This is a genomic window from Thermus sp. KWY1 (assembly GCF_057547025.1).
Genome location: NZ_BAAJPG010000001.1, coordinates 79,631 through 94,644, shown reverse-complemented (window position 1 = coordinate 94,644; position 15,014 = coordinate 79,631). Strand labels below are relative to the sequence as shown.

Genomic DNA, 15,014 nt, shown 5'->3' with positions numbered 1-15,014 from the left:
TTTGGGTACGGGACGTCCTCCTCCATGAGGACGCCTGCCAGGTGCGGGGCGTGGGGGCGCAAGTCTTGGCGGTCCTCCGGGCCTTTCTGGTGTCCCTGCTGTACCGCAGGGGGGTGCGGAAGAAGAAGGCGGCCCTGGAGACCTTCTCCTTCCATCCCCTCTCCGCCCTCAGGTTCCTGGGGCTCTATGCGGTATAACGGTCAAGTCTGCGGTATAAAGAGGTGTGGAGCTTACCGAGATCCATGCCGCCTACCAGCGCATCCGCCCCCACATCCACCGCACCCCCCTCCTCACCTCGAGGCTCATGGATGAGCTACTGGGCAAGCGCCTCCTCCTCAAGGCCGAGCACCTGCAAAAGACCGGAAGCTTCAAGGCCCGGGGGGCCCTTGCCAAGGCCCTGACCCTGGAGAGCCCCCGGGGGCTTTTGGGGGTAAGCAGCGGCAACCACGCCCAGGGGGTGGCCTACGCCGCCCGGATCCTGGGGGTCAAGGCCCTCATCGTCATGCCCGAGGAGGCAAACCCCTACAAGAAGGAGGCCGCCCGGGCCTACGGGGCCCAGGTGGTGGACCAGGGGGTCACGGTGGAGAACCGGGAGGAGGTGGCGAGGGCCCTTCTCCTGAAAACCGGCTACGCCTTCATCCACCCCTTTGACGATCCCTTGGTCATGGCCGGGCAGGGCACCGCGGGCCTCGAGCTCATGGCCCAGGCGGGGGAGATGGGCCTTTTCCCGGAGGCGGTTCTGGTCCCGGTGGGGGGAGGAGGGCTCATCGCCGGGGTAGCCACGGCGGTGAAGGCCTTCTCCCCAAGCACCCTGGTCCTGGGGGTGGAGCCGGAAGGGGCGGACGACGCCCGAAGGAGCCTGGAAAAGGGTGAGATCGTGCGCCTCTCCCAGGCCCCCCAAACCCGGGCGGACGGGGTAAGGACCCTGGCTTTGGGCCAGCACACCTTCCCCATCCTGAAGAGGAAGGTGGACGCCATCCTCACCGTGAGCGAGGAGGCCATCCTGGAGGCCGAGGGCCTCCTCTTCACCCGCACGAAGCAGGTGGTGGAGCCCACCGGGGCCTTGCCTTTGGCGGCGGTGCTGGAGCACGGGGAAAGGCTTCCTGGGGTCCTGGCCCTTCTCCTTTCGGGAGGCAACCGGGAGTTTTGTGCCCCGGCCTAGGGCAAGGCTCATCCTTGAAAATCCAACATCATGATGCTATATTTTCAAGCATGATTCCCCGCCGCCTGCAACCCGTCCTGGAGGAGCGCCTCCGTCAAGCGCCGGTGGTAGTGCTTACCGGGGCCAGGCAGGTGGGGAAGACCACCTTGGCCCTGGCCGTGGGGAAAAGGCTCGGGGCCGTGTACGTGGACCTCGAGTCCGAAAGGGACAGGGCCAAGCTTACCGCGCCCGAACTCTACCTGGAAGGGTATCTGGACCGCCTGGTCATCCTGGACGAGGTGCATCGGATGCCCGGGCTCTTCCCCGTGCTCAGGAGCCTGGTGGACCGGGCGAGGCGAAAAGGGAGGAAGTCTGGCCTCTACCTCCTTTTGGGGTCCGTATCCCCAGAGGTGTCCCGCCAAGCGGGGGAAAGCCTGGCGGGCCGGGCCACCTACCTGGAACTCGCCCCCCTAGACCCCCTGGAGGTAGGGCCAGAGGAACTGGAACGCCTCTGGCTCCGAGGGGGATTCCCCGAAAGCTTTCTGGCACCCAGCGACGCCCAGAGCCTGCGCTGGCGGCAGGATTTCCTTCGCACCTATCTGGAGCGAGAAATCCCCGCCCTGGGCGGCAGGCTGCCTGCGGAAACCCTTCGCCGCTTCCTCACCATGCTGGCCCACCTGCAGGGGGAAACCCTCCACCTCTCCCGCCTAGCGGGGAACCTAGGGCTGGATGGGAGAACCGTAGGCCGCTACCTGGACCACCTGGTGGACCTCTACCTCTTAAGGCGCCTCCCCCCATACGAGGCCAACGTGGGTAAACGTTTGGTGAAAAGCCCCAAGCTCTACCTGCGGGATAGCGGCCTGGTCCACGCCCTCCTCGGCATCCCCCACCGGGAAAGCCTCCTGGGGCATCCCGTGGTGGGCGCCAGCTGGGAAGGGTTTGTGGTGGAAAACCTGCTCCGGGTGGCGCCGGAGGGCGTACTGGGATTTTTCTACCGTACCCATGCGGGAGCGGAGATAGACCTCCTGCTCCTCTTCCCCTCGGGGGCCCTCTGGGCCATAGAGGTGAAGCGTAGCCTGGAGCCCAAGCCCTCCCGGGGATTCCACGAAGCCCTGGCGGACCTAAAGCCCCAGGCCGCCTTCGTGGTGTACCCAGGGGAGGAAGCCTACCCCGTGGCCCCGGGAATCCGGGCCACCCCTTTGCCAGAGCTGATGCGGAACCTTTGGCACCTAGCCACCCAAGGCGGGACTTCTTTCCCTGGAAAGGCGGAGTAAGCTTAGCCCGTGATCGTCAAGGAAGCACTTCTACCCATAGAGGAAGTGGCCGGCAAGCTGGGCTTAAGCCGGGACAGGCTCTACCCCTACGGCCCCCACATGGCCAAGGTCCTGGGGGAGCCCCCTAAGGCCAAAGGGAAGCTGATCCTGGTCACCGCCATCACCCCCACCCCGGCCGGGGAGGGCAAGACCACCACCGCCATCGGCCTGGTGGACGCCCTATGGCGGCTTGGGAAAAGGGCGGCCTTGGCCCTCCGGGAGCCCTCCTTGGGCCCGGTTTTCGGGGTGAAGGGCGGGGCCACGGGAGGCGGCCGGGCGCGGGTGGAGCCCCGACACGAGATCAACCTGCACTTCACCGGGGACTTCCATGCGGTGACCAGCGCGGTCAACCTCCTGAACGCCCTCCTGGACAACCACCTGCACCAGGGAAACGAGCTCGGGATCGACTCCAGGCGCATCGAGCTCAAGAGGGCCATCGACATGAACGACCGGGCCTTAAGGCACATCGTCCTGGGCCTGGGGGGCAAGGCCCACGGGGTGCCCCGGGAGGGAGGGTTTGAGCTCACCGTGGCCAGCGAGGTCATGGCCCTCATGAGCCTGGCCCGGGACTTCAAGGATTTAAAGAAGCGCCTGGGAAGGATCCGGGTGGGCTTCACCTACGGGGGGAAGCCCGTCTACGCCCAGGACCTGGGGGCGGTGGGGGCTATGGCCGCCCTTTTACGGCAGGCCTTCCTCCCCAACCTGGTGCAGACGGCGGAGGGGAACCCCGCCTTCATCCACATGGGACCCTTTGGCAACATCGCCCACGGCACCAACTCCCTGAGGGCAAGCCTCTTCGCCTTGGGCCTGGCGGACTACGTGGTGCAGGAGGCGGGGTTTGCCACGGATCTCGGCATGGAGAAGTTCATGAACGTGGTGGCCCGCGCGGGAGGCCTGGTCCCCGAGGCGGTGGTGCTGGTGGCCACCATCCGGGCCCTCCGCTACCACGGGGGGCAGGATGCTTACGAGATGCCGGACCCCCAGGCGGTGGTGAGGGGCCTGGCCAACCTGGAAAAGCACGTGGAGAACGTGGAGCTATTCGGCTTCAAGCCGGTGATCGCCCTAAACCGCTTCCCCACGGACGCCGAGGAGGAGATCGCCCTGGTGCGGGAGTTTACCCGGGAACGGGGCCTGCCCTTCGCCCTGAGCGAGGTCTACGCCAAAGGGGGGGAAGGAGGGTTGGAGCTGGCGGAGAGGGTCCTCGAGGCCCTCTCCCTGCCCCACGCCTACCGGCCCCTTTATCCCCTGGAGATGCCCCTCGAGGACAAGGTGGAAACCATCGCCACCCGCATCTACGGGGCGGAGGGGGTGGAGTGGAGCGAGGAGGCCAAGAAAGCCCTCAAGGCCGCCAAGAAGGAGGGGTGCGAGGCCCTTCCCGTGGTCATGGCCAAGGCGGCCACCTCCCTTTCCGATAACCCCAGGCTCCGGGGGCGGCCCAAGGGCTTTAGGGTGCGGGTCACGGACCTGAAGTGCCGGTTCGGGGCGGGGTTTGTGGTGGTCTACATGGGAGGGATTGAGACCCTGCCCGGCCTGCCCAAGGTACCCCAGGCCCTGGGGATCGACGTGGACGAGGAGGGGAACATCCGGGGGATGGACTACTGAGACCGCCCCGGCCTGGAAACGGAAGGGCCGGGCTAAACCCCGTGCCCGTCCGCCCGTTGCTTCTCCACGGGAAGCCCCGTGGCCCCGTGGAAGGCCTCCACCTCCTCCAGGAAGCGGCGGAAGAGGTAGAGGGCGTCGTGGGGCCCGGGGGCGGCCTCGGGGTGGTACTGCACGGAGAAGACGGGATAGCGGGCGTGGGCCATGCCCTCGAGGGTCCCGTCATTCAGGTTGATGTGGGTGGGCTTGAACTCCTTCAGGGAGTCGATGTCCACCGCATAGCCGTGGTTCTGGCTGGTGATCTCGATCTTCCCGGTGAGGAGGTTCTTCACCGGGTGGTTGGCCCCCCGGTGGCCGAACTTCATCTTGTAGGTGCGCCCCCCCGCGGCCAGGGCCAGGAGCTGGTGCCCCAGGCAGATGCCGAAGGTGGGAAGTAGCCCCATGAGCTTCCAGATGGTCTCGTGGGCGTAGCGGGGCATGGAGGGGTCCCCGGGGCCGTTGGAGATAAAAAGCCCGTGGGGCTCCAGGGCCATGATCTGGCTCGCCGGGGTCTTGCCCGGCACCACCAGGATCTCGAAGCCCAAAGCCGCCAGGTTCTCCACGATGGCGTGCTTGATGCCGAAGTCCATGACCACAATGCGCCGCCCCGACTTCAGGGTGGGCCAGGCGTAGGGCAAGGGGGTGGAGACCTCGGGAGTCATGTCCCGCCCGTCGATGTCCGTCCAGGCCTTGGCCTCCTGGCGGAGGGCCTCGAGCTCCTCGGGGGTGAAGGCGTGCTGGGGATCCCCGAAAAGGCTGGCGTGGGCGATGGTACCCTTGAGCACCCCTCCTTCGCGGATCTTGCGCACCAGGGCCCGGGTGTCGATCCCCTCGATCCCCACCACCCCGTAGAACTCCATGAACTCCTTAAGGGTCTGCTGGGCCCTGGGGTTGGAGGCGATGCGGCTGAACTCCTTGGCCACGAAACCCTTCACCCAGGGGCGGTTGGACTGCATGTCGTAGACGTTGACCCCGTAGTTGCCCTGGTGGGGGTAGGTCATGACCACGATCTGCCCGTGGTAGCTGGGGTCGGTCATGATCTCCTGGTAGCCGGTCTGGGCGGTGTTGAAGACCACCTCCCCCACCGTCTTCCCCCGGGCCCCGAAGGCGTAGCCGTGGTAAACGGTGCCGTCCTCCAGGACCAAAACCGCCCGTTCCTTTACTCCAGCCATTCCTCCTCCTCGATGCCCGCTTGCTTTAGGATGCGCTTCAGAAGGTCCACGCTGATCCCGCCCCGGTGGGGATTGGGCAGGATGAGGCGCACGGAGCCCCGCACCATGAACTGGTGCCGTCCTCCTGCGTAGGGCCCGGCGAATCCCAGGGTCTTTAGCCTCGCCACCAGCTCCCTCCGGGAAACCGGCCTAAGCCGCTTCGCCATGAGGCAAATCGATGCGAACCTCGCCCAGGGGCGGAGGGGCCTCGCCCCGGGAGATCAGGAAGAGAAGCCAGTCCTCCAAGGCGGCCTGCAGGTTGGCCTCGCACTCCCTAAGGCTCTTCCCCGTGGCCCAGACCCCGGGCAGGTCCGGAACCTCCCCGTAGTAGGGCTCCTCGTCCTCTATGAGCTCGTAGCGGGCCCGGGCCATGGCCTCCTCCAAGTAGCGGGTCAGGGTGCCCATCCCATCCATTCTAGCCCCCGAAGGCCCCCGGGGAAAGGTGCTTGATGACGGCGATCTCCCGGCAGTTCTCGTAGAAGGGGCAGGCGTTGCACTCGCTCCACACCTTGGGGGGCAGGGCCTCCCGGGTGGTGACCTGGTAGCCCAAGGAGCGGAAGAAGCCCACCTGAAGCGTCCAGGCGAAGACCCGGGGCAGGCCCAGATCCCGGGCCTCCCGTTCCGCCCCCAGGACCAGCCAGCGCCCAAGCCCCTCCCCCTGCCTGTTGGGGTGCACCGCCAGGCCCCGGATCTCCGCCAGATCCCGCCAGAGCACGTGCAGGGCCACGGTGCCCACGATGTTCCCGTCCTCGTCCTCGAGGACCTGGAAGTCGCGGATGTTCTCGTAGAGGTGGCTGTGGCTCCGGACGAGCATCAGGCCCTTCTCCGCCCAGTAGCGGATGAGCCAGTAGATGGCGTCCACATCGCTCAGCCTGGCCTTCCTGAGCTCCACCCCCGCCTGGCGCCGCACCTCGGGCAAGGAAACCGTGGGTAGCTCTATCCGGGCTTCAAGCAAGGCCCACCTCCTTCTTGGCCTCCAAGATCCTTTCCCGCACCGCTAAAGGGGCCGTGCCCCCGAAGGAGTTGCGCCGGTGGATGGCGGTTTCCAAGCGAAGAAGGGGCAGGGCATCCTCGGCGAAGAGGGGGTGGTGGGCCCTTAGCTCCTCCAGGGTTAGGCTTTTGAGGGCCCTTCCCTCCTCCACAAGCCTCCGCACCAGGCGCCCCACCACGTGGTGGGCCTCCCGGAAGGGAAGCCCCTTTTCCGCCAGGTAGTCGGCGAGCTCCGTGGCCAAGGCATAGCCCTCCTCCGCCGCCCGCCACATCCTCTCCCGCCGCCACCTAAGCCCAGGAAGAAGGGCGGTGAGGAGCTTAAGGCTATCCCGGTAGGTGGAAAGGGCGTCCAGCAGGGGTTCCTTGTCCTCCTGCAGGTCCTTGTTGTAGGCAAGGGGCAGGCCCTTCACCACGGTGGAGAGGGCCACCAGGGCCCCTAAGACCCTTCCCGCCTTGGCCCGGATGAGCTCCAGGATGTCGGGGTTTTTCTTTTGGGGCATGATGGAGGAGCCGGTGGCGAAGGCATCGGGGATCTCCACGAAGCCGAACTCCTCGGTGCTATAGAGGATGAGCTCCTCGGCCATGCGGGAGAGGTGCAGCATGCCGATATTTAAGGCGGAAAGCACCTCGAGGGCAAAATCCCGGCTTGCCACCGCGTCCAAGGAGTTCCGCATGGGTGCGGCAAAGCCAAGCTCCTTAGCGGTGTAGTGCCGGTCTATGGGAAACCCCGTCCCCGCTAGGGCCGCAGCCCCCAAGGGGCTCTCGTTGAGGCGCTCCCTGGCGTCCCTTAGCCTCCCCGCGTCCCGACCGAGCATCTCGTAGTAGGCGAGGAACCAGTGGGAGAGGAGCACGGGCTGGGCCCTTTGCAGGTGGGTGTAGCCGGGGAGGACCTGGGGAGGGTCCAGGTACTTTTCTGCCTCCCGCACGAGAACCCGCCGGAGCCCCAAAAGGAGGGCAGAAAGCTCGTCTATGGCAGCCCGCAGGAAAAGCCTTAAGTCCGTGGCCACCTGGTCGTTCCGGCTCCGGGCGGTGTGGAGCTTGCCGCCCGGGGGGCCCACGAGTTCGATGAGGCGGGCCTCCAGGTTCATGTGTACATCCTCAAGCTCCTCCCGCCAGGGGAAGGTGCCCGCCTCTATCTCCTTCTCTATCCGCTCCAGGCCCTCGAGGATGGCCTCCAGCTCCTCCTGGCTGAGAAGCCCCACCCGGTGGAGCATGCGGGCGTGCACCCGGTTCTGCCAGAGGTCCTCCCGCCATAGGGCCCGGTCAAAGGGGAGGGAGGCGTTGAAGCGGGCGGCAAGCTCGCTTAGACCTTCGGCAAAACGGCCACCCCAGGTCCTATGCCCCATGGCCCTTCCCTTCCACCATGGCCCTTACCCGAAGCCTCAGGGCCTGGATCTTGATGAAGCCCTCGGCGTCCTTCTGGTGGTAGCCCCCGAGCTGGTCAAAGGAGACCAGGTCCTTCTGGTAAAGGCTTTTCGGCGCCTTTCTCCCCACCACGTAGACGTTCCCCTTGTAGAGCTTGAGCCGGGCCACCCCCGTGACCGCCTGGGCCACATGGTCAAAGTAGGCCTGCAAGGCCTCCCGCTCCGGGGCGTACCAGAAGCCGTAGTAGACCAGTTCCGCATACTTGGGGGAAAGCGCATCCCGTTGGTGCAGGACCTCCCGGTCCAGGGTGAGGCTTTCCACCGCCCGCCGGGCGTGGTAGAGAATGGTCCCCCCCGGGGTTTCGTAGACCCCCCGGGACTTCATGCCCACGAAGCGGTTTTCCACCAGGTCCACCCGGCCTATCCCGTGCCGGCCCCCGATCTCGTTGAGCCTTTGCAGCAGGGCTGCCGGGGAGAGCCGTTCCCCGTTCACCGCCACGGGATCCCCCCGCTCAAACTCCACCTCCACGTACTCCGGGGCATCGGGGGCTTCCTCGGGATCCACGGTCATGCGGAACATCCCCTTGGGGGGTTCGGCCCAGGGGTCCTCGAGGACCCCTCCCTCGTAGGAAATATGCAGGAGATTGGCGTCCATGGAATAAGGTTTCTCCTGGGTCACGGGAACGGGGATGCCGTGGGCCTCCGCATAGGCGATCATCTCCTGCCGGCCCTTGAAGCTCCACTCCCGCCAGGGGGCGATCACCCGAATGTCGGGCTTCAGGGCGTAGGCGGTGAGCTCAAAGCGCACCTGGTCGTTGCCCTTGCCCGTGGCCCCGTGGGAGACGGCCTCCGCCCCTTCCTCCTCGGCGATCCTCACCAGGTACTTGGCGATGAGGGGCCGGGCGATGGAGGTGCCGAGAAGGTAGTACCCCTCGTACACCGCGCCCGCGCGGAACATGGGGAAGACGAAGTCCCGCACGAACTCTTCCCTTAGGTCCAGGGCGATGGCCTTGGAGGCCCCGGTCCTGAGGGCCTTTTGCCGGGCCTCCTCCACCTCCTCCCCCTGGCCGATGTCCGCGGTGAAGGCGATGACCTCGGCCTTGTAGGTTTCCTTGAGCCACTTGAGGATGATGCTGGTATCCAGCCCGCCGGAGTATGCCAGGACGATCTTCATGCCAACCCCTAGTCTACCCCCTCGAGGGGGGTATGCATAAGTATACAGGAACCCCTCTGGCTCTGCACCTCCTCCTTGACAGGCCATCCCGGTCCGGGTATGTTTGCCCCGTAAAGAAAGGAGGGATTATGAAAAAACTCGGGTTCGTAGCCATAGGCATAGGCTTGCTGGGCCTTTGGGCCTGTACACCACCGCCCCAGGGCCTCCAGGGAAATGTCTTTACTAGCCCCAGCGCCGGGGGGCAGCCCGTTCACGGGGCCAGGGTGATCGCTCAGGTGGGAAGCCGGAGGGTGGAGACCACCACCAGCTTGGATGGGTACTTCTCCCTGCAAATACCCGGTAACGCCCAGACCTTCACCCTCACCGTCATTCCCCCTGCAGGCCAGGGTATGGCCGCTTTGACCTTCGCGGAGGTCCCTTTAAGCGCCTACCGTTCCCCCTACGGCGCCGCCTCGGAAATGAATATCTACCTTCCCGCACCTCCCTCAAGAATCCTTCCTGGCTATCCCCCACGCACTGGCTACCTCACCGGTACGGTAACCCTGGGAGGCCAGCCGGTAGCCAGCTCCACCCCGCGAACCTTGAACCAACTCTTCGATCCTCCCACACCTTGTGAGGACGGCCTAGTGGTCTTTGGCGGTTTCCGGACCGTCACCACGGATACCAACGGCCAGTACCAGATCCCGGTAGTTTCCACCAACAACCTCTATGCCGCCTCGGGAAGCGTGTGGGCGGGCAATTACACGGGCACCGACACGGGGGACTGCAACACGGCCACCGAATACTACTGGAGCCACTTCCGGTACGTGCCCGATGCCTGGGTGTACCTGAACGGGTCTTCCACGCAACAGGACATGGCCCTCGAGGCCTTTGACCCCCAGGCCAACCCCAGCCGGGTTACCACCCTCCAGGTCACCCACGACCTTTCGGGGCTTTCCGGATACAACCCCGATCCCACCAGCCCGGGATGGAACGCCTTCTCGGTAAGTGTTCCCACCTTCAACCACGCCATCCACTCTGACGAGGTGGAGCTCGGCCAGTATTACTATTTTGGGCAGGCCAGCAAAACCCTTCGGGTCTACAAGCTGCCCCCGGGGGCCAGCGCCCAGCAGGTCGCGGTAACCAGCATCGCCATCCGCTTCCGAATCGTCGACAACACCCTCGAGGTCCTCGACCTTTCCCAAGCTCAAAACTGGCGGGATGGCACCAACCTGGCCAACCCCCTCACCGTCCATTTCCTGGACACCCCCAAACTGGGGATTGAAGATGGGACCACCCTGGGAGCCACCCCTACCTTGACCTGGAACCCGGTGGCCGGGGCCAAGGTGTACGTGGTATCGGTGTACGACGAGGGCGGCAACCTGGTGTGGGCAGGCTTCACCCCGAACACCTCCCTCGTCGTGCCCTTCCCTCTCGCCACCGGGGCTTCCTACTTCTGGGACGTCTACACCGACGATCAAACCGAGATGCTGGACTACATCGGCATGGACCCTGCGGCCCTCCAGGCACGGCTATACCTGGACACGAAACACCTGGTACGGCTAAAGTCCTTGCGGACCAACCCGGTAAATCGGCAAAGGGGCGAGCTGGCTAAGGCCTATCTGGATAACCTTGGGTACATCCCCCAAGGGGCCTACCAGAAGCTCCTGCAAAACGGCTACCGGAAGTCCGTGAGCGAAATCCGCTCCTTCACCGTTCAGTAAGGAGGATAAAGATGCGGACGAGCAAAAGGCTTCTCCTTCTTTCGCTCCTCCTTGCCGCCTGCAGCCAAGCCCCTCAGGGCCGGGTTCCCGGGGAGCCGGGGCTTATCCAAACCGGGGAAGGGCCTGCGGTGGCGGGAGAGATCCTGGTCAAATACCGCCCCGGCCTCAGCCCCCAAAGCCTCACGCCCCTGGGGGAAAGCCAGAGGCTCGAGGCCCTCTCCGACCCCACCTGGGGTGAGCTGGCCCGAATCAAGGTACCCGTGGGCCAAGAGGAAGCGTACGTGGCCGCTTATACGTCCAGGCCCGGGGTGGAGTACGCCGAGCCCAACTACTGGGTGGCCAACCCCGCCCGGGAAGTCCTGGGCACCTTAAGTCTGCCTGGGAAACCCCAAGGGCTTCGCACGCAGGCGTACTCGGATAACGTGACCGACCCTTACTTCGTCCAGGTACCGGCTGGGGATCCTTTGGCGGCCACGGGCGTGGATGGAACCCAGTACCAGAGTGTGCCCTACTTGTGGGGCCTTTACCGCATCCGAGCCCCTGAGGTGTGGAACGAGGGCTACCGGGGCCAAGGAGTGGTGGTGGCGGTGGTGGACGAGGGGGTGGATCTAAACCACCCTGACCTCGCCGCTAACCTCTGGCAAAACCCCAACCCCAACAGCCTAACCTGCCCTGGGGAGCACGGCTACGATTTCGTGGACGACGATCCCGATCCCTCCGACTCGGGGGGCCACGGCACCCATGTGGCGGGGACCATTGCCGCTCCTGTCAACGGCATCGGTGTGGTAGGGGTAGCCCCTGAGGCCAAGCTCATGGTCCTCCGGGGTCTGGGCTACTTTGGCGGCACCAACTACATGCTGGTGCGGGCCCTGAAGTACGCCGCGGACTGCGGGGCCAAAGTGGTCAACAACTCCTGGGGCTCGGGAGCCCGTAGCCGGGCCTTCCTGGATGTCTTGGAGTATGGGACCAAGAAGGGTGTGGTCTACGTCTTCAGCTCGGGCAACTCCTACCGCACGGGTAACCGGCCCTCCTACCCGGTTTTCTACAGTACCCTCCTCCCCGGGGTGATTGGGGTAGGGGCTTCCAGCAACGACAACCGCCGGGCAGGCTTCTCCAGCACCGGCCCCTATGTCACCGTGGTGGCTCCGGGGGCTGCCATCCTCTCCACTGTGCCTGTGGCGCAAAACCCCAATAACCCCTACGCTTTCCTCCAGGGTACCTCCATGGCATCCCCGCATGTCACCGGGGTGGTGGCCCTCCTCCTCTCCGCCAAACCCACCGCAACCCCCGAGGAAATCCGCTTGGCCCTGGAACAGGGAGCCAACGCCCGGCTCACCGGCCAAGCGGCCAAGCCCGACTACGCCGCAGGCGGCCAGTACGGCTATGGCCTTGTGGATGCCAAGGCCAGCCTGGACACCCTCTTAGGCCAGTAAGGGAGGAATGGGCCTCGAGCCAACTAAAGCTCGAGGCCTAACTTCTTTAACTGGGGGAAACCCATGGGGAGAACCTCCCTCTTACCTTGGATCCTGGCCATGGTCTTCTCCGCGACCCTGGCCCAAAAACCGGAAGCTCCTATTCCCAGGCCCCGCCCTCCCGAGGAACCCCTAAGCCCTCCCGTACTGGAAGTGCGGGTGCTCTTTGGGGAAACACCCACACCAGGCATCCTTGTGGTCCTTCAACCCATGGCCCCCAACCGCATGCCCTCTGGCAAAGGGATTCTTCGCCTCACCGACAAGGACGGAACCGCCCGCTTCCCCCTCACCGGGGAGGCCACGGGCTTTCTCATTTCCTTTCACCACCGGGAAAGGGGACTCAGGCTCCAGATGCCCCTGGCCTTTGCCCTCGGCACCTGGAGCCTCGGGCCCTACCGCTTCACCCTCAGCCTCTCCCCGCCCTAAAGGTGGATGGGCTTTTCCCAGGCGGCCAGGGCGGCTTCCTTGAGGATCTCGGAGAGGGAAGGGTGGGCGTGGGGGGCCCGGCCCAGGTCCTCCGCGCTGGCCTTGAAGAAGATGGCCAAGGCCGCCTCGGCCAGCACATCCCCCACCCGGACCCCGATCCCATGAACCCCCAGGATGCGGTCGGTCTTGGCGTGGGCCAGGACCTTGACGAAGCCCTCCGTCTCCCCCATGGCCCGGGCCCGGCCCGAGGCGGAGTAGGGGAAGCGGCCCACCTTGTAGGGGATCCCCTTCGCCTTGAGCTCCTCCTCCGTGTACCCCACCCCCGCCACCTCGGGGTGGGTGTAGACCACGCTGGGGATGGCCAGGTAGTCCACGTGGCCGTACCCCTTGGCCATGTGCTCCACGGCGGCGATCCCCTCCTCGCTGGCCTTGTGGGCCAGCATGGGCCCCGGCACCACATCCCCGATGGCGTAGATGTGGGGGACGCGGGTCCTGAGGTGCTCGTCCACGGGGATGCGCCCCTTCTCGTCGGTGGCAAGGCCTGCCCTCTCCAGGTCCAGGCCCTCGGTGTAGGGCCTGCGGCCCACGGCGAGAAGCACCCTATCGGCGGTGAGGACCTCTCCCCCCTCCAGCTCCACCCGGGCCTCCCGGCCCTCGGGGCGCACCGCCTTCACCTTGACCCCGGTGCGGATCTCAAGCCCCTCCTTCCGGAAGACCTTTTCCGCCGCCCGGGATAGCTCGGCGTCCATGGTGGGGAGGATGCGGTCCAGGTACTCCAGGATGAGGACCTCCGCTCCCAGGCGGTGCCAGACCACCCCGAGCTCCAAGCCGATGACCCCGCCCCCCACCACGATGAGGCGGCCCGGCACCTCCGGGAAGGAAAGGGCCTCGGTGGAGGTCACCACCCGCTTGCCATCCACCTCCGCCCAAGGGGGGATGAGGGGGGCGCTCCCCGTGGCGATGAGGAAGTAGCGGGCGGAAAGCTCCTCCCCGGTTTCCTCCACCAAAACCTTCCGGTCCGAGAGAAAGCGGGCCCTTCCCAGGTGGCGGGCGATGCCGTTTTTCTTGAAGAGGAACTCGATCCCCTGGGTGTTGGCCTGGACCACCTTGTCCTTGTGGGCGAGAAGGGCGGGAAGGTCCACCTCGAGGCCCTGCACCCTAGCCCCGATCAAGCCCTTTTTCACCTCGTAGATGCGCTCGGTGGTTTCCAAAAGGGCCTTGGAGGGAATGCACCCCACCCGCAAGCAAGTGCCCCCCAGGGCCTTCTCCTTCTCCACCACCCCCACCTTCATCCCCAGCTGGGCGGCCCGGATGGCGGCCACGTACCCCCCGGGCCCCGCCCCGATCACCAACAGGTCGTAGGCCTCCACGCTAGACCTCCAGCATCAGGCGCACGGGGTTTTCCACCAGCTCCTTGACCCGCCTCAGGAAGGTCACCGCCTCCCGGCCGTCCACGATGCGGTGGTCGTAGGAAAGGGCCAGGTACATCATGGGCCGGACCACCACCTGCCCCTCCCGGGCCACGGGCCTTTCCTGGATGGCGTGCATGCCCAGGATGCCCACCTGGGGTGGGTTGAGAAGGGGAGTGGAGTTGAGGGAGCCGTACACCCCCCCGTTGGTGATGGTGAAGGTGCCCCCCATGAGCTCCTCGGGCTTCAGCTTCTTGGTGCGGGCCCTTTCGGCGAAGTCGGCGATCTGGCGCTCGATCTCGGCGAAGGAAAGCCGGTCGGCATCCCGGATGACCGGCACCACCAGCCCCTCTCCCCCGCCCACGGCCACCCCGATGTCGTAGTAGCGGTGGTAGAGGATGGTGCTGTCCCGGATCTCGGCGTTGAGCTCGGGGATCTCCTTGAGGGCCTGGACCACCGCCTTCACGAAGAAGCTCATGAAGCCCAGCTTCACCCCGTGCTTCTTCTGGAAAGCCTCCCCGAGCTCCTTCCTCAAGGCGATGATGGCGGACATGTCCGCCTCGTTGAAGGTGGTGAGCATGGCGGTGGTCTGCCGCACCATGAGGAGCCTCTCCGCGATGCGGCGGCGCAAGGGGCTCATGGGCACCGCCTCGCTCACCCGCCAGGGGCGGTCGGCCGGGGGTTGGGCGGGAAGCGGCGCGGGCTCCGGCATCCGGGGAGGCACCGCCTGGGGCGGGGCCTGCTTGGCCCTCTCCTCCAGGTGGCGCTCCACGTCCTCCTTGAGGATCCGCCCGCCCAGGCCCGTGCCCACCACCTCCCCGGGGGATACCCCCGCCTCCCGCAAAACCCGCTCCGCGGCGGGCATGGCCAGGGGCTCCTGGGGCTCGGGTGCCTGGGGTACCACAGCCTCGGGCTCAGGCCGGGGAAGCGCCTCTCCCAAGGCCTTAAGAAGGGCGATGGCCTCCCCCACCCTGGCGGTTTCCCCGGTGCGCTTCAGGATCCGCTCCAGGGTTCCCGCAAAGGGGGCGGGGAGCTCCAGGGTGGCCTTGTCGGTGATGAGCTCCACCAGGGGCTCATCCTGGGCAAAGCTCTCCCCTTCCTTCTTCAGCCAGGCGCCGATCTCCACTTCCACAATGGACTCGCCCACGGAGGGCACTTTCAGTTCCTGCACCG

General features: G+C 65.9%; 14 protein-coding genes and 1 pseudogene. 7 read left to right on the top strand and 8 right to left on the bottom strand.

Features of this window, described 5'->3' with window-relative positions; genetic code table 11:
- The 4 genes and pseudogenes from AC27GT_RS00595 to AC27GT_RS00580 form a co-directional block, all read left to right on the top strand.
- Positions 1-197: pseudogene (locus tag AC27GT_RS00595) on the top strand (transposase); the annotation flags it as partial.
- Positions 198-223: 26 nt separating this feature from the next.
- The gene (locus AC27GT_RS00590; protein WP_487223366.1) at positions 224-1,162 is read left to right on the top strand and encodes a threonine/serine dehydratase family protein; all 939 of its coding nucleotides are present in this window, start codon (positions 224-226) and stop codon (positions 1,160-1,162) included.
- 50 nt (positions 1,163-1,212) lie between these two features.
- Positions 1,213-2,415 carry an ATP-binding protein gene (locus AC27GT_RS00585; protein ID WP_126204937.1) on the top strand — a complete coding sequence of 401 codons (1,203 nt, stop codon included), beginning with the start codon at positions 1,213-1,215 and terminating at the stop codon, positions 2,413-2,415.
- Positions 2,416-2,424: 9 nt separating this feature from the next.
- Positions 2,425-4,056, top strand: coding sequence for a formate--tetrahydrofolate ligase (locus AC27GT_RS00580; protein WP_487223365.1), 1,632 nt, complete (start codon positions 2,425-2,427; stop codon positions 4,054-4,056).
- A gap of 32 nt (positions 4,057-4,088) precedes the next feature.
- Here the strand turns inward: AC27GT_RS00580 and carA are convergent, their stop codons facing one another.
- Genes carA through AC27GT_RS00550 form a run of 6 tightly spaced genes read right to left on the bottom strand, consistent with a single transcriptional unit; the run spans position 4,089 to position 8,831 of the window.
- Positions 4,089-5,264 carry a glutamine-hydrolyzing carbamoyl-phosphate synthase small subunit gene (gene carA / locus AC27GT_RS00575; RefSeq protein ID WP_038030751.1) on the bottom strand — a complete coding sequence of 392 codons (1,176 nt, stop codon included), beginning with the start codon at positions 5,262-5,264 and terminating at the stop codon, positions 4,089-4,091.
- Positions 5,252-5,470 (bottom strand): type II toxin-antitoxin system HicA family toxin, encoded by a 219-nt coding sequence (locus AC27GT_RS00570; protein ID WP_019551520.1) that lies wholly within the window; start codon positions 5,468-5,470, stop codon positions 5,252-5,254. The genes carA and AC27GT_RS00570 overlap by 13 nt, the downstream gene beginning before the upstream one ends.
- Positions 5,454-5,717: a type II toxin-antitoxin system HicB family antitoxin gene (locus tag AC27GT_RS00565; protein ID WP_015716202.1), complete on the bottom strand. Its 264-nt coding sequence runs from the start codon at positions 5,715-5,717 to the stop codon at positions 5,454-5,456. Before AC27GT_RS00565 ends, AC27GT_RS00570 begins: the two co-directional genes overlap by 17 nt.
- Before the next feature lies 1 nt (position 5,718).
- The gene (locus tag AC27GT_RS00560) at positions 5,719-6,258 is read right to left on the bottom strand and encodes an N-acetyltransferase (protein ID WP_126170759.1); all 540 of its coding nucleotides are present in this window, start codon (positions 6,256-6,258) and stop codon (positions 5,719-5,721) included.
- Entirely contained in the window at positions 6,251-7,639 is a 1,389-nt protein-coding gene (gene argH / locus AC27GT_RS00555; protein WP_487223364.1) for an argininosuccinate lyase, read from the bottom strand. Before argH ends, AC27GT_RS00560 begins: the two co-directional genes overlap by 8 nt.
- On the bottom strand, positions 7,629-8,831 hold the full coding sequence (locus tag AC27GT_RS00550) for an argininosuccinate synthase (protein WP_487223363.1): 1,203 nt from the start codon (positions 8,829-8,831) through the stop codon (positions 7,629-7,631). The genes argH and AC27GT_RS00550 overlap by 11 nt, the downstream gene beginning before the upstream one ends.
- A gap of 128 nt (positions 8,832-8,959) precedes the next feature.
- On the opposite strand from AC27GT_RS00550, the gene AC27GT_RS00545 reads away from it, so the two are divergent.
- The 3 genes from AC27GT_RS00545 (at position 8,960) to AC27GT_RS00535 (ending at position 12,432) form a co-directional block, all read left to right on the top strand.
- Positions 8,960-10,534: a hypothetical protein gene (locus AC27GT_RS00545; RefSeq protein ID WP_487223362.1), complete on the top strand. Its 1,575-nt coding sequence runs from the start codon at positions 8,960-8,962 to the stop codon at positions 10,532-10,534.
- An 11-nt stretch (positions 10,535-10,545) separates the two neighbouring features.
- Positions 10,546-11,967 (top strand): S8 family serine peptidase, encoded by a 1,422-nt coding sequence (locus tag AC27GT_RS00540; protein WP_487223361.1) that lies wholly within the window; start codon positions 10,546-10,548, stop codon positions 11,965-11,967.
- A 63-nt stretch (positions 11,968-12,030) separates the two neighbouring features.
- Positions 12,031-12,432, top strand: coding sequence for a hypothetical protein (locus AC27GT_RS00535; protein ID WP_487223360.1), 402 nt, complete (start codon positions 12,031-12,033; stop codon positions 12,430-12,432).
- Here AC27GT_RS00535 and lpdA read toward each other — a convergent pair.
- Entirely contained in the window at positions 12,429-13,802 is a 1,374-nt protein-coding gene (gene lpdA / locus AC27GT_RS00530) for a dihydrolipoyl dehydrogenase (RefSeq protein ID WP_487223359.1), read from the bottom strand. The two genes, AC27GT_RS00535 and lpdA, sit on opposite strands and share 4 nt — an antisense overlap.
- Position 13,803: 1 nt before the next feature.
- Entirely contained in the window at positions 13,804-15,012 is a 1,209-nt protein-coding gene (gene odhB / locus AC27GT_RS00525) for a 2-oxoglutarate dehydrogenase complex dihydrolipoyllysine-residue succinyltransferase (protein ID WP_487223358.1), read from the bottom strand.
- Positions 15,013-15,014: the final 2 nt, after the last annotated feature.

Coding starts and splice junctions, on each gene's coding strand:
- AC27GT_RS00585 (WP_126204937.1), top strand. CDS start 1,213: ATGATTCCCCGCCGCCTGCAACCCGTCCTGGAGGAGCGCCTCCGTCAA.
- carA (WP_038030751.1), bottom strand. CDS start 5,264: ATGGCTGGAGTAAAGGAACGGGCGGTTTTGGTCCTGGAGGACGGCACC.
- AC27GT_RS00570 (WP_019551520.1), bottom strand. CDS start 5,470: ATGGCGAAGCGGCTTAGGCCGGTTTCCCGGAGGGAGCTGGTGGCGAGG.
- AC27GT_RS00565 (WP_015716202.1), bottom strand. CDS start 5,717: ATGGATGGGATGGGCACCCTGACCCGCTACTTGGAGGAGGCCATGGCC.
- argH (WP_487223364.1), bottom strand. CDS start 7,639: ATGGGGCATAGGACCTGGGGTGGCCGTTTTGCCGAAGGTCTAAGCGAG.
- AC27GT_RS00550 (WP_487223363.1), bottom strand. CDS start 8,831: ATGAAGATCGTCCTGGCATACTCCGGCGGGCTGGATACCAGCATCATC.
- AC27GT_RS00545 (WP_487223362.1), top strand. CDS start 8,960: ATGAAAAAACTCGGGTTCGTAGCCATAGGCATAGGCTTGCTGGGCCTT.
- AC27GT_RS00540 (WP_487223361.1), top strand. CDS start 10,546: ATGCGGACGAGCAAAAGGCTTCTCCTTCTTTCGCTCCTCCTTGCCGCC.
- AC27GT_RS00535 (WP_487223360.1), top strand. CDS start 12,031: ATGGGGAGAACCTCCCTCTTACCTTGGATCCTGGCCATGGTCTTCTCC.